At 58.4% G+C, this 11,811-nt stretch carries 16 protein-coding genes; 9 read left to right on the top strand and 7 right to left on the bottom strand.

Features of this window, described 5'->3' with window-relative positions; all coding sequences use genetic code 11:
- Positions 1–8 precede the first annotated feature (8 nt).
- Entirely contained in the window at positions 9–1,382 is a 1,374-nt protein-coding gene (gene ppnN / locus QMX86_RS11595) for a nucleotide 5'-monophosphate nucleosidase PpnN (protein WP_073471165.1), read from the bottom strand.
- A gap of 222 nt (positions 1,383–1,604) precedes the next feature.
- On the opposite strand from ppnN, the gene QMX86_RS11590 reads away from it, so the two are divergent.
- Positions 1,605–2,132, top strand: a complete 528-nt coding sequence (locus tag QMX86_RS11590; protein ID WP_038860192.1) for a DUF3087 domain-containing protein — start codon at positions 1,605–1,607, stop codon at positions 2,130–2,132.
- Here QMX86_RS11590 and QMX86_RS11585 read toward each other — a convergent pair.
- Positions 2,129–2,515 (bottom strand): DUF2784 domain-containing protein, encoded by a 387-nt coding sequence (locus QMX86_RS11585; RefSeq protein WP_041480792.1) that lies wholly within the window; start codon positions 2,513–2,515, stop codon positions 2,129–2,131. The genes QMX86_RS11590 and QMX86_RS11585 overlap by 4 nt on opposite strands.
- A gap of 129 nt (positions 2,516–2,644) precedes the next feature.
- On the opposite strand from QMX86_RS11585, the gene QMX86_RS11580 reads away from it, so the two are divergent.
- Positions 2,645–2,788, top strand: coding sequence for a hypothetical protein (locus tag QMX86_RS11580; protein WP_024013238.1), 144 nt, complete (start codon positions 2,645–2,647; stop codon positions 2,786–2,788).
- A 44-nt stretch (positions 2,789–2,832) separates the two neighbouring features.
- Here the strand turns inward: QMX86_RS11580 and QMX86_RS11575 are convergent, their stop codons facing one another.
- Together QMX86_RS11575 and QMX86_RS11570 are read right to left on the bottom strand one after the other, a co-directional pair.
- Positions 2,833–3,105 carry a hypothetical protein gene (locus QMX86_RS11575; protein ID WP_016775076.1) on the bottom strand — a complete coding sequence of 91 codons (273 nt, stop codon included), beginning with the start codon at positions 3,103–3,105 and terminating at the stop codon, positions 2,833–2,835.
- A 263-nt stretch (positions 3,106–3,368) separates the two neighbouring features.
- A complete protein-coding gene (locus QMX86_RS11570; protein ID WP_282384457.1) occupies positions 3,369–4,049 on the bottom strand; it encodes an SOS response-associated peptidase family protein in 681 nt (226 codons plus the stop codon).
- A gap of 197 nt (positions 4,050–4,246) precedes the next feature.
- Here QMX86_RS11570 and QMX86_RS11565 point away from each other — a divergent pair, with 197 nt between their 5' ends.
- Entirely contained in the window at positions 4,247–5,146 is a 900-nt protein-coding gene (locus QMX86_RS11565) for a polysaccharide deacetylase family protein (protein ID WP_282384458.1), read from the top strand.
- A gap of 104 nt (positions 5,147–5,250) precedes the next feature.
- Complete coding sequence (locus QMX86_RS11560) at positions 5,251–5,493, top strand: DUF1652 domain-containing protein (protein WP_016775073.1); 243 nt, start codon at positions 5,251–5,253, stop codon at positions 5,491–5,493.
- 3 nt (positions 5,494–5,496) lie between these two features.
- Here the strand turns inward: QMX86_RS11560 and QMX86_RS11555 are convergent, their stop codons facing one another.
- Positions 5,497–5,859 carry an NUDIX hydrolase gene (locus QMX86_RS11555; RefSeq protein ID WP_282384459.1) on the bottom strand — a complete coding sequence of 121 codons (363 nt, stop codon included), beginning with the start codon at positions 5,857–5,859 and terminating at the stop codon, positions 5,497–5,499.
- A 218-nt stretch (positions 5,860–6,077) separates the two neighbouring features.
- Between QMX86_RS11555 and QMX86_RS11550 the strand changes: the two genes are divergently transcribed.
- Positions 6,078–6,275, top strand: a complete 198-nt coding sequence (locus tag QMX86_RS11550; protein WP_024013234.1) for a hypothetical protein — start codon at positions 6,078–6,080, stop codon at positions 6,273–6,275.
- Between the two features lie 56 nt (positions 6,276–6,331).
- Here QMX86_RS11550 and QMX86_RS11545 read toward each other — a convergent pair whose 3' ends face one another.
- Entirely contained in the window at positions 6,332–6,571 is a 240-nt protein-coding gene (locus QMX86_RS11545) for a hypothetical protein (protein ID WP_051600740.1), read from the bottom strand.
- Positions 6,572–6,755: 184 nt separating this feature from the next.
- Here QMX86_RS11545 and QMX86_RS11540 point away from each other — a divergent pair, with 184 nt between their 5' ends.
- Both QMX86_RS11540 and QMX86_RS11535 read left to right on the top strand, forming a co-directional pair.
- Complete coding sequence (locus QMX86_RS11540) at positions 6,756–7,091, top strand: hypothetical protein (protein ID WP_024013232.1); 336 nt, start codon at positions 6,756–6,758, stop codon at positions 7,089–7,091.
- A 189-nt stretch (positions 7,092–7,280) separates the two neighbouring features.
- Positions 7,281–7,925, top strand: a complete 645-nt coding sequence (locus QMX86_RS11535) for a DUF6338 family protein (RefSeq protein ID WP_122703971.1) — start codon at positions 7,281–7,283, stop codon at positions 7,923–7,925.
- A 104-nt stretch (positions 7,926–8,029) separates the two neighbouring features.
- Here the strand turns inward: QMX86_RS11535 and QMX86_RS11530 are convergent, their stop codons facing one another.
- A complete protein-coding gene (locus tag QMX86_RS11530; RefSeq protein WP_073471160.1) occupies positions 8,030–8,929 on the bottom strand; it encodes a LysR family transcriptional regulator in 900 nt (299 codons plus the stop codon).
- Between the two features lie 119 nt (positions 8,930–9,048).
- On the opposite strand from QMX86_RS11530, the gene QMX86_RS11525 reads away from it, so the two are divergent.
- Complete coding sequence (locus tag QMX86_RS11525; RefSeq protein ID WP_282384460.1) at positions 9,049–10,416, top strand: MFS transporter; 1,368 nt, start codon at positions 9,049–9,051, stop codon at positions 10,414–10,416.
- 30 nt (positions 10,417–10,446) lie between these two features.
- Positions 10,447–11,721, top strand: coding sequence for a glucarate dehydratase family protein (locus tag QMX86_RS11520; protein WP_282384461.1), 1,275 nt, complete (start codon positions 10,447–10,449; stop codon positions 11,719–11,721).
- Positions 11,722–11,811 lie beyond the last annotated feature (90 nt).

Below are 11,811 nucleotides of genomic sequence, written 5' to 3'. Positions count from 1 at the left end.
GCTTGAGATTATGCGACGACCCGGTAGCAAGGCACATACGCCGCGCCACCCGGAAGTTTCATCCGGTGCTGAGCGACGAAGGCCTTGAGCAGCGCATCAAGCGGCTGCATGATCGCCGCATCGCCACGGATCTGATACGGCCCGTGCTCTTCGATCAGGCGAATGCCCTTGTCCTTGACGTTACCGGCGACGATCCCGGAAAACGCCCGGCGCAGGTTGGCGGCCAGTTCGTGCGGCGGCTGGTCGCGGTGCAGTTTCAGGTTGGCCATGTTTTCGTGGGTCGGATCGAACGGGCGCTGGAAGCCTTCATCGATTTTCAACAGCCAATTGAAATGGAACGCATCGTTACGCTCGCGGCGGAACTGCTTCACCGCTTTCAGGCCTTGAGTCATCTGCCGCGCCACTTCGGCCGGGTCATCGATGATGATCTCGTAATGCTGCTTCGCTGCTTCGCCGAGGGTCGCGATGACGAACGCATCCAGCTGTTCCAGATACGGCGCGGCATGCTTCGGCCCGGTGAGGATGACCGGGAAGGGCAGGCCTGCGTTGTCCGGGTGCATGAGGATGCCGAGCAGGTACAGGAACTCTTCGGCCGTACCGGCGCCGCCCGGGAAAATGATGATGCCGTGGCCGACACGGACGAAGGCTTCCAGACGTTTTTCGATGTCCGGCAGGATCACCAGCTCATTGACGATCGGGTTCGGCGCTTCGGCGGCGATGATGCCTGGCTCGGTCAGGCCGAGGTAGCGACCGCCGTGAATGCGCTGTTTGGCATGGGCAATGGTCGCGCCTTTCATCGGACCTTTCATCACGCCAGGGCCGCAACCGGTGCAGATGTCGAGGCTGCGCAAGCCCAGTTCGTGGCCGACTTTCTTGGTGTATTTGTATTCTTCGGTGTTGATCGAGTGACCGCCCCAGCACACCACGATTTTCGGCTCGACGCCCGGGCGCAGGGTGCGCGCGTTGCGCAGCAGATGGAACACGTAGTCGCTGATGCCTTGGGAATTGCTCAGGTCGATGCGCTGGCTGTCGAGTTCGTTCTCGGTGTAGACAATATCGCGCAGGGCGCTGAAGAGCATTTCGCGGGTGCTGGCGATCATCTCGCCGTCGACGAACGCGTCAGCCGGAGCGTTCAGCAGCTCCAGGCGTACACCGCGATCCTGTTGGTGAATGCGGATTTCGAAGTCCTTGTAGGCTTCGAGGATGGTCTTGGCATTGTCGACATGCGCGCCGGTGTTGAGGATGGCCAGGGCGCACTGGCGGAAGAGGGTATAGGTGCTGCCGGATCCGGCTTCGCTCAGTTGCTGGACTTCACGTTGAGAAAGGGTTTCCAGACTGCCTTTCGGACTGACCGAGGCATTGATTACGTGTCGTTGGGTCATGCAGTGATCCTTAAAACGATGTCATCCACAACGCAGCGGATGGCATCCGAATAGTGTGTATCCATGAATGAAGATGGCACGATCTGCGTTATACCGCCATGTCCCGTTGGACTTTGAAAAGATGAAAAGGAGCCCCAGCATAGCTAAAACCCGGTGCGATGCGATAATGCGCTGGCGAGTTTTTTCCGTTGCGCGTTTTGCCACTCAAGGAAGTCATTTTCGATGTTCGAGATTCAGCCGATGGACCCCGCTACCTTTCGTCAGCAGACCCGCCGCAGCACGATCATCATCGCCGTGCTGTTTCTGCTGCTGGCCATGCTGTTTTCGTCGGTTGCGGTGGCAGTGTTCGGTGAACCCGACGGGGATAACCTGCGTTTCAATGTCGGCGGCGTATTCGTGGCGTTTCTGCTGACGGCGGCGCTGTTGCGCGGGCGTTTCTGGCATCAGACCTGGATGGCCCCGGCGGTGTACAGCTGGCGCCTCAAGCGCAATCTGATGAGCATTACCAATGTCATGCATCAGGTGACAGCGGCGGTGCAGAACAACGATCCGACGGCGATGAAGGTGTTGCGTTTCTATCACCTCGGATTGCTGCAAATGCATGAGCTGGACGGCAACTCCAGCGATCACGGACAACTGCGTGACGAAGTCGAACAGCACAAGGCGCGGATGCAGGCGCAGGGACTTGATTCTGACCAGCCACGCTTCGATCCGCAGTGGCTGGAAACGTTAAAACCGGCCTCGCGTTAAAACGGAATGCGCCGGGCCCGGCGCAGTTTCCATGAGCGCAGCAGTCGTGCGTACACCAACAGGTTGACCGCCAGCACCACGCTGCCGAGGGCCAGTTGAATCTGCGGCGTCAGACCGGCCGGATAGATGATCGGCCAGATGTAATGCTCAATGAAGCCGCCGGCGTATTCGGTCTGCCCGGCCGCGTGGCGCATGAGGTTTTCCCAGTAGGTCAACGGACAGGTCAGGTGCAATACCTCGACCGCCACGCCCCATGCGGCCGCCGGCAAGTGCAGCCACATCAAACGTGGCCAGCGCAGCACCAGCAGCCCGCCGAACAGCACGAACAAGATGAAACACAAGTGAAACAGCACCAGCCCGTCGGCGGCGATTCGGTACAGCATGGCGTCTTCCTGACGTAAGGGTGGATGGCGCTATGGTACGCCGCGCGGGACAAAATTCCTTGGTGAATCTGGGCGCGCAAAAGTGTTCTACCCTTTAACGATCATCAACTGTTCTGAGGGGAGGTGCACATGGCAACTGAGCAAACGCGTGCGGAAGATGATGAGCCAACAGAAGAAGAAATCGAGCGGCAAAAGAGGCAGGAAAAAACCTGGAAGCACGATGACAGCCGCGAGCTGTCGGACCGCGATCAGGAGCGTCCGCTGAAACCTTGAACAACCCATACGAAGAGCCCCGCAGCAGCGGGGCTCTTCGCGTTTCAGAGGTCTGCCAGCTGCGTGAAGTCCGGGTAGGTCGCGCGATACCCCAACGTTCGATCAATCCACGCATTGAGCTCATTGACCATCACCGGCGGATGGCCGGGATAACCCTCGAGGGTGCTGCGCAGGGTGCGTTCGATATCGGGCACGCTGTGCAGGTTTCGGGTCTTGATGTAATGGCCGATAAAACAGTCGAGTTCCAGGCGTTCTGTCTTGGACAGATGGACACACTTCAGGCCGCTGACCTGTTTGATTGCAAAATCGTCGCTCACTTATTTCTCTGCAAGGCTTGAAAGTTGTTGATGGATTCCTGATTTCTTTGACTCTATGGTCAACTGGTATACCAATCGGAAAGGCGGCGCGCATGCTATCCGCAGCGCGGGAAAATGTATGTATGACTGTCGAAATGTCTGACAGGCGGTTGATTCGCTCAAACGGCTGTTTTACGGGTGTTGTATCGCGCTTGAAACACTTTTTGTAACGCAGGGGACTCAGTGGCGGCGTTGGTTGATTAACGCAAGGATGGACGGATTATTTAGTCGACTCGTTCTATCAATTGCGCACCCTGATTACGCGTATTGCCGACCGCTTTGCCGACTTTGTACCATTCGAAGGCCTCACTGGGCTCGCCTTCAAACAGCAGCATCTGCTCGGCGCGCTCCACTGGCGTAGCCGGATCAAGCCATTCCCGAGCTCGCGCCGAATCGAAGACCACTGGGCGGCGATCGTGAATATCGAGCAGGCCGCCCAGGCTGTCAGCGGTGATGATGACGAACCCGTCGTCCTCCCTCGGCGCAACCCCCGGTGCCGAAAACTGGCCGATACCGGCGCAGAAGACCGGAGCCTGATCCGCCCGACGAATCAACCAGGGCTGTCGGGATTTTTCCCCGCTATCAACCCACTCAAACCAATTGTCGACCGGCACGATCAGCCGCTGCCGCCAGATCGCCCGGAAGAACGCGCCGTGGGCGACTTTCTCCACCCGAGCGTTGATAGGTGGGGCACGATCCCTGGCCCAATGCGGCCGCCAGCCCCAGCGCAGATTGTCGGCATGAATGGCCTGTTCGTGCTGATGCAGAACCGCCAGCGCAGTGGTGGGCGCTGCGTTGTAGCGATCCAGTGGCGCATCGCCGACGTGATTGATCAACGCATCGGGGATGCTCAGCACCGCAACGAAATCGTGAATCCCCCGGTACTGCGTGAGTCTTCCGCACATGGATGAAATCTCCTTGAGGAAATTTGAGTCTAGTCGGACCAGCCGATGTGCCGGCCGATGACGCACTGAACGCAGCACCGGAACCAAACCCTGTGTACCTTATCCAACCTGCGCTCGCGGATAGCCGCGCAGGGATGGACAAAGGCGAGGGAGTTTTGCCATTCGACAACACGACGGCCTCGGCCTCAGGGCAAGACATGACATCCGGATGCAAATTTCTTTGTGTTGCGCTCATCGCGCTCGGTCTGGCCGGTTGCATCGCCGCGCCGATCGACATGACCACGCAAACCGAAACGCGCCTGATGGCCCAGGCCCCCGTACGTTTTCTCCTGACGTTCGACGATGGCCCCAGCGCTTCAGGGTTGTGGAATCCCACGGCGACGGTGCTCGACAGCCTCAAAAGCAATCCGCTGCAGGCAGACATCAAAGCCGTGTTTTTCGTGCAGACCCGAGCACCCAGGGCAGGCAACAGCGAGATCGGTCGCAGCCTGATGCGTCGTGAACACGCCGAGGGGCATATTCTCGCTTTCCACACCGCGACTCATTGGCACACCAACCATCGCTCGCTCGACCCGCAAGAACTGGAGCAGTCGCTGACCGATGGCAGTGCTGACATCGCCGCTATCACCGGGGCGCAGCCCAAGCTGTTGCGCCCACCGTTCTGGAACTACGACAAGCGCACATTTGCGGCCTATCAAAAACACGGCTTGCATGTCTTGCTCACGGACATGAGTGCCAACGACGGCAAGATCTGGGGCTTCAACGCCAGCCCTCGGCGTCGGGCGAATATGCTGCGACAGTTATCGGAAGTGCGCGAGCGCATCGCCGTGGGTCAATTGCCGACTGTGGATGGCGTGATCCCGGTCGTGGTGACGTTCCATGACCTCAATCGCTACACCGCGCGCCACACTCGCGAATATCTGCAGATTCTGCTCGATAGCGCGGCGGCGACCGGGGTCAGACTGGCGGACAAGCCGTTCTACGACAATCAGGCCGCACTGGAAAAAGCTGCGTTGGCGCGTACGGTTCAGCAAAGCGCTGAGCCGGTGAATCTGCCCGGAATGTGGAACTGGATCTGGGATCACGACGCGCATTGAATGGCATGAGTGAGTTGTGATCGGCTTGGCATTCCCGGCGGGCAATAAACACACCGTGGGTCTATGCTCGATGGATCGATTCTCCGCCTGCGAGGCGCCCGTCCATGCTTGCCATTGCCGATATTTGCCGGATCGTCGAGTCAGGCTTCCCCACGTTCAAGTGTGATTGCACACCGACCGGACAAGGTCTGTTGCGGATCAAGGTGTATGAGCCGGGCAGTGGGCGTGTCGAGTTGTTGCTTGACGGCGTTTCTCCCGAGCATCTGGTGACGATTCGCGATATTTCCAATTTCATCGGTGAGTTGCGCACGGAAATCAGCGCCGGTCGCCGGGCGTTCGCAGGCTGATTTTCATAAACGGCGCTGAAAGGCCTGCACGATGCGCCTCGTCGCGTCATTGGTTTCAAGATTGTGCACGGCATCGAGCGGGTACCAGATGCAATCGACGATTTCGTTCTGCGGGCGCACGTCGTCGAGGTTGACCACCGAAGCCTCGTACACATGATGCCGCGTACTGCCCGCCTGAAAATCCATCAGGTACAGGACGTCCTCAGCATTGAGCCCGGTTTCCTCCTGCAACTCGCGCATGGCTGCCGCCGCACGGGTTTCCCCGGGTTCGACCTTGCCGCCGGGCAATGACCAGTGATGGCGGGATTTGCGTACCAGGAGGATATGGCGATCCTGTTCGCAAATGACGGTGGCGCGTACTTTCATGATTGCCCTGTTGATGCGTGTCATAAATCTGTAATCAATCTGCAATATTCGAGCCGCCAGCGGTTTTAAAGGTTCCCTCTTGATTCGGAGCCATTTGCGTAGCAAAAAGTGCCAGTGAATTGACATGTGCCAGGGCGAATCCGGTTTACACCGCAGCGGGGAGCGGGTGTAAGGTAAGCCCGTACACCGAAAACACCGTTGACGAAATGGAGGTGCTCATGAGCATTCCAATGCTGAACAAGCTGCACATGAACGGTTATGACGTGCTCAGCGTCAACAACGGCCCATGGCGGGTTTGCACTCAGGGCGACCGGTTGGCGTCATTCACCAGCAGAGAGGAGGCGATGGCCTATGCGGCGGCGCTTCCTGGTTACAAGCAACGCGCCAAGCGGGTGCAAAGCCAGAACGTGAGTTGACGCGTTATAACGAAAGAGCCCCGGTTTCGACCGGGGCTTCTTGTTTGGATCAGGAGTCAGTGCACCTTGATTCGGCTGATGGTCCGGGCTTTTACCTCCTTGGCATAGATCTGCAATCTCTCTTCGTCGTTTTGCAGGATTTCGCAAGACCGCAACACAGTCTGGGCGTCTGCCTCGTTACCTGATTTGCGCAATTGTTCGGCAATGCGCTTGAGGTCGACCGCCGACCACCTCAGGTCCGACGCCACGCTTTGCAAATCCCGTTGAAGTTCGTGTTCGTATTCATTGAGCCGCATGATCACCTCCAGAACATTCTCGGTAGAAAAGAGTAGTCGCATTTTTCCACATGGGGCCAGGCCATCTGACGCCCGGCTGAACCGATGTAAAAAATTGTCCAAACCCCAGTAACGGCGGGGTGCCACGATGGATGTGCACGCCGTTAAACGGTACATTCACGTTTTTTCGGAACAGGTAAACAGCATGCGCGTATGGATCGGCACTTTGGCACTGGCCCTGTTGACGGGTTGCTCGTTACCAGCATCGCTGGTGCCGGGCGAGCCAAACCTCAGCAAGACCAGTGACAAGCCTCCCAAGGAATATGCCGCGTGTTTGTTACCGTTGTGGCAGAAGGACGTGGCCAAGACTTCGCAGACGTCGATTTCCAACGGCTACCGGATTACCGCGCCGAGCATTATCACGGCGGATGAGATTCTCGATATCGTCAAATACAAGGACGGCAGCAAGGTGTCCCTCTACCAAGGGCCGCCTTGGGCCAAGTCCGGATCGCTGCGCCAATCGGTGCGTGATTGCCTGTAACCGGGCGCCCGGATCTCAAAAAAGGCAGACACCGAAGTTCGGTGTCTGCCTTTTTTCATTGGATGGAGACTCCAATCAAACGCTCGCAATGAGCTGTGACAGTTGCCCGCGAGGCGCAGCAGGATCCTTGACTAGGCTTTGAATGTCGGCCCGTGACGGGATCGGCATGACTGAAAGGAGTCTCGGATCATGGATGATCTGGTCAAGGACATCATTCCGCTGTTGCAGTATCTCATCCCAGGTTTTCTATCGACCTGGATCTTCTATTCACTTACGGCATTCAAGCGACCGGATACGTTCGGCCAGATCGTGCAGGCGCTGATATTCACATTTGTGATTCAGGGCGCGGTGTTGGCGGTGGGCAACCTATGTTTGTGGATTGGCTCGAAGGGTTTTTCATTAGGAAACTGGGATGATCGGGCGCAAACGCTCTGGGCATTTGTGTTTTCGCTGATGCTGGGTTTGTTTGCCTGTTACCTGGCTACGAGTGACAAATTGCACGGCTGGTTACGTAAGCGAAACGTCACGAAACAATCTTCTTTCCCCAGTGAATGGTTTTGCGCTTTCGCCCAACATGAGCGATTCATAACTCTGCATTTGAACGATGAAAGGCGCGTGTTTGGCTGGCCGGTCGAGTGGCCACGGGAATCATCCAATGGTCAGTTCGTCATGAAATATCCGCGTTGGCTCACGGATGATGGCCAACCTGCATCTATTGGCGCGGAGTTTTTGTTGATAGATTCCGCGAAAGTCAAATGGGTCGAGTTCAGCCCAGTATCAGAGGGATCAACATGCCAACTGCCAGAGCACCACAACCCATGCCAAAGCATTTAGAGCGACTCTTTGTCGGGCCGGACGGAAAAATGCTGGACGTGCCCTTGATCAAAGGCCCCAGTGCGCCGCCGCCTCTGAAACCACGGTCTAGACGATAAACTTCTTCAGCCCCAACCCTGCACCACCGCCCGGCGAATCGCCTCCAGCAACATCGCGAACGCCGGGTTGTCATTGTTCTCACGCCAGATCAGATGCAGTTCGCTTTGCACCCCTTCGCCCAGATCGATCTCGCGAAACACCACATTCCTGAACACCACGCTGGTCGCGCAACGTGGTACCAGCGCCAGACCCATGCCAGCGTTGACCAGCGCCAGAATCGTCAGCGACGAGCCCAGCCATTGCACGTAATCGGGTGCCACCCGCGCTGAGCGCAGCGTGCCGGTCAACAGTTCGTTGAACGGCGGATAGGCTTCATGGGAGTACATCAGAAACGGTTGTTTATCCAGATCAGCCACTGACACCTCAGCTGCATTGGCCAACCGATGCCCGTTCGGCACCGCCAGCACAAACGGTTCGCGCACCAGGCATTCGGTGGCATAGCCCGGTTCCTGCAATGGCGCGCGGGCAATGCCCAGGTCGATACGGCGGGCGCGCAAGGCCTCGTGCTGCTGATAGGTATTCATCTCTGCCAGATCGATTTTCACCTGAGGCTGTTTAAGTCGCGCTTCGGCGATCACCTTGGGCAGAAATTCATATACCGCGCTGCCGACGAACGCGATGTTCACCGAGCCAATGTCGCCCTCGGCAAACCGGCGTGCGGTGATCGCTGCTTGCTGGGCGCGCTCCAGCAGATTCTGCGCCTCAACGAAAAACGCCCGGCCCGCCGCCGTCAGCGCAACGCTTCGGGTGCTGCGGGTAAACAATTCGACGCCAAGGTGATGCTCCAGCAGCTGAATCTGCCGACTCAGTGGCGGCTGGGTCATGTTCAGGCGCTCGGCGGCGCGGCGAAAGTTGAGTTCGGTGGCGACCGTGGTGAAACAGCGCAGTTGGGTGAGCTCGAACATTGATCTAATCCGGGTATCAATCGAATGCCTGTTTAGATTAGACGGGATCAATGCGCGACGTCCATGATCGGCTCATCGCTTCAAGTCATCCCTAAAAAAACAAGATCGGGAGTCGCCCCTTGAAAACTTTGCAGAGTCCGCCGGACATCACGGTGCTCGCCCGCGCCGCCGCCAAGGTCAAACGCCACGTACTGCCGCTATTCGTGGTGATGTTCATCGTCAACTACATCGACCGGGTCAATATCGGTTTCGTGCGCAGTCATCTGGAAACTGATCTGGGTATTGGCGCAGCAGCTTATGGACTTGGCGCCGGACTGTTTTTTATCGGTTACGCACTGTTCGAAGTGCCGTCAAACATGCTGTTGCAGCGCTACGGCGCGCGGGTCTGGCTGACGCGGATCATGTTTACCTGGGGCGCTGCGGCCATGGCCATGGCGTTTGTTCAGGGCGAAACCAGTTTCTACGTGCTGCGCTTTATTCTCGGTGCGGCCGAGGCCGGGTTTTTCCCGGGGATCATTTATTACTTCACCCAATGGCTGCCAGCGTCCGAGCGCGGCAAAACCATGGCGGTGTTTCTCAGCGGCTCAGCGATTGCCTCGGTGATTTCCGGCCCGGTGTCCGGTGCGCTGTTGCATATCAGCGGATTGGGCATGCACGGTTGGCAGTGGATGTTTCTGATCGAAGGCGCGGCTTCGGTGGTGTTGTGCGCATTCGTCTGGTTCTGGCTGCAATCGCACCCGAGCCAAGCCAAGTGGCTGAGCGAGGAAGAGCGAGACGCACTGGTCGCGGCGATTGCCGAGGAGCAGCGCGCTCGTGAAGCGGTACAAGTCGCCAAGCCGTCGATGTTCAAGCTGTTGGCTGACCGACAGATCGCGCTGTTCTGCTTCATCTATTTTTCCATTGCCCTGACCATTTACGGCGCGACGTTCTGGTTGCCGAGCATGATCAAGAAGATGGGCAACCTCGGTGATTTCCAGGTCGGGCTGCTCAATTCGATTCCGTGGATTATTTCGATTGTCGCCATGTACGGCTTCGCGGCGCTGGCCGGCAAGTGGAAATTCCAGCAGGCCTGGGTCGCGCTGACCCTGGTGATCGCCGCCATCGGGATGTTCATGTCGACCACTGGCGGGCCGGTGTTTGCCTTTGTCGCGATCTGCTTCGCCGCCATCGGTTTCAAAGCGGCGTCGGCGCTGTTCTGGCCGATTCCGCAAAGCTATCTGGACGCGCGTATCGCTGCGGCGGTGATCGCGCTGATCAACTCCATCGGCAACCTTGGCGGCTTCGTCGCGCCGACCGCGTTCGGCATCCTTGAACAAACCACCGGCTCCATCGAGGGCGGCCTGTATGGCCTGGCGGCGACATCGCTGATCGCCGCCGTGGTGATCTTCTTCGCCCGCACGGCGCCTGGCGCCAAATGTAAAACCCCGGCAAAGCCAAGTGACGAAGCCGCCGCTGTGGTGCCGGCTCGTCCGGCTGCGAGCCACTGAATCGATTGTTGATCTGTCAGGAGCGTTATCTTGAAAATCACCCGTGTCAGCGTCACCCCGATTGCCTTCCGCGATCCGCCACTGCTCAACGCCAGTGGCATCCACGAACCTTTTGCCCTGCGCTCGATCATCGAAATCGAGAGTGACAACGGCTACATCGGCCTCGGCGAAAGCTACGGCGATGCCCCGGCGCTGGCGATCCAGCAACAATTGCAGAGCCAATTGATCGGCCTTGATCCGTTCAACCTCAATCAGTTGCGCGCGATCGTGCAGGCCACCGTGGCGGCGAATAAACCCGCCAGCGTCGCTGGCGCCGAACTGGCCCCCGGTTCCCACGCCAGCAAAGCGGTGAGCAATGCCTACTCGGCATTCGAAGTAGCGTTTCTTGATTTGCAGGCGCGCTACCTGAACGTGCCGCTGGTGGACCTGCTCGGCGGGGCGATCCGCGATGAAGTGCCGTTCAGCGCTTACCTGTTTTTCAAGTACGCCGAGCATATCGACTCCCCCTACAAACCGGACAACTGGGGCGAGGCGCTGAGCGAGCAACAGATCGTCGCGCAGGCAGCGCGGATGATCGAAGCGTACGGATTCAAGAGCATCAAGCTCAAGGCCGGCACCTTGCCGCCGGAGCATGAGGTGGCATGCATCAAGGCACTGAAGAAAGCCTTTCCGGGTTTTCCGCTGCGCATCGATCCGAACGGCAACTGGTCGCTGGAGACGGCGATTCGCATGGCCGAACTGCTCGGCGATGATCTGCAGTATTACGAAGACCCGACCCCGGGGCTTGATGGCATGGCTGAACTGCACAAGCGCACCGGTCTGCCCTTGGCGACCAATATGGTCGTTACCGATTTCGACGAGTTCCGCCGCAGCGTTGCGCAGAACAGCGTGCAAATCGTCCTCGCCGACCACCATTATTGGGGTGGCCTGCGGGATACGCAGACGCTGGCGAAAATGTGCGATGTGTTTGGCCTCGGCGTGTCGATGCATTCCAACTCGCACCTGGGCATCAGCCTGATGGCCATGGCGCACGTCGCGGCGGCGGTGCCGAATCTGGATTACGCCTGCGACACCCACTACCCGTGGCAGGAGCCGGACGAGGAAGTGATCAAGGGCGGCAAGCTGCCGATTGTCGATGGCTGCGTGAAGATCACTCGCGCTCCGGGGTTGGGGTTGGAGCTGGATCATGAGCAACTGGCCAAGCTGCATGATCAGTACCTGACGTGCGGGATTCGCCAGAGGGATGATGTGCGGCAGATGCAGCGGTACAAGGCGGATTGGCGGGCGGTCAAACCGAGGTTTTGAGGTGGTCGGGACGGGCCCCATCGCGGGCAAGCCCGCTCCCACAGGGTCTTTGTCGGATGCAAAATTTGTGAGCGACACAATACCTGTGGG

Source organism: Pseudomonas sp. PS01270 (genome assembly GCF_029959775.1).
Taxonomy (GTDB): domain Bacteria; phylum Pseudomonadota; class Gammaproteobacteria; order Pseudomonadales; family Pseudomonadaceae; genus Aquipseudomonas; species Aquipseudomonas atacamensis.
Note: the sequence above shows the minus strand (reverse complement) of the source record. Positions and strands in the feature narration are given on the sequence as shown.

Excerpts from the sequence above, each read along its gene's own strand:
- ppnN (WP_073471165.1), bottom strand. The coding sequence starts at position 1,382 with ATGACCCAACGACACGTAATCAATGCCTCGGTCAGTCCGAAAGGCAGT.
- QMX86_RS11590 (WP_038860192.1), top strand. The coding sequence starts at position 1,605 with ATGTTCGAGATTCAGCCGATGGACCCCGCTACCTTTCGTCAGCAGACC.
- QMX86_RS11585 (WP_041480792.1), bottom strand. The coding sequence starts at position 2,515 with ATGCTGTACCGAATCGCCGCCGACGGGCTGGTGCTGTTTCACTTGTGT.
- QMX86_RS11580 (WP_024013238.1), top strand. The coding sequence starts at position 2,645 with ATGGCAACTGAGCAAACGCGTGCGGAAGATGATGAGCCAACAGAAGAA.
- QMX86_RS11570 (WP_282384457.1), bottom strand. The coding sequence starts at position 4,049 with ATGTGCGGAAGACTCACGCAGTACCGGGGGATTCACGATTTCGTTGCG.
- QMX86_RS11565 (WP_282384458.1), top strand. The coding sequence starts at position 4,247 with ATGACATCCGGATGCAAATTTCTTTGTGTTGCGCTCATCGCGCTCGGT.
- QMX86_RS11560 (WP_016775073.1), top strand. The coding sequence starts at position 5,251 with ATGCTTGCCATTGCCGATATTTGCCGGATCGTCGAGTCAGGCTTCCCC.
- QMX86_RS11555 (WP_282384459.1), bottom strand. The coding sequence starts at position 5,859 with ATGAAAGTACGCGCCACCGTCATTTGCGAACAGGATCGCCATATCCTC.
- QMX86_RS11550 (WP_024013234.1), top strand. The coding sequence starts at position 6,078 with ATGAGCATTCCAATGCTGAACAAGCTGCACATGAACGGTTATGACGTG.
- QMX86_RS11545 (WP_051600740.1), bottom strand. The coding sequence starts at position 6,571 with ATGCGGCTCAATGAATACGAACACGAACTTCAACGGGATTTGCAAAGC.
- QMX86_RS11540 (WP_024013232.1), top strand. The coding sequence starts at position 6,756 with ATGCGCGTATGGATCGGCACTTTGGCACTGGCCCTGTTGACGGGTTGC.
- QMX86_RS11535 (WP_122703971.1), top strand. The coding sequence starts at position 7,281 with ATGGATGATCTGGTCAAGGACATCATTCCGCTGTTGCAGTATCTCATC.
- QMX86_RS11530 (WP_073471160.1), bottom strand. The coding sequence starts at position 8,929 with ATGTTCGAGCTCACCCAACTGCGCTGTTTCACCACGGTCGCCACCGAA.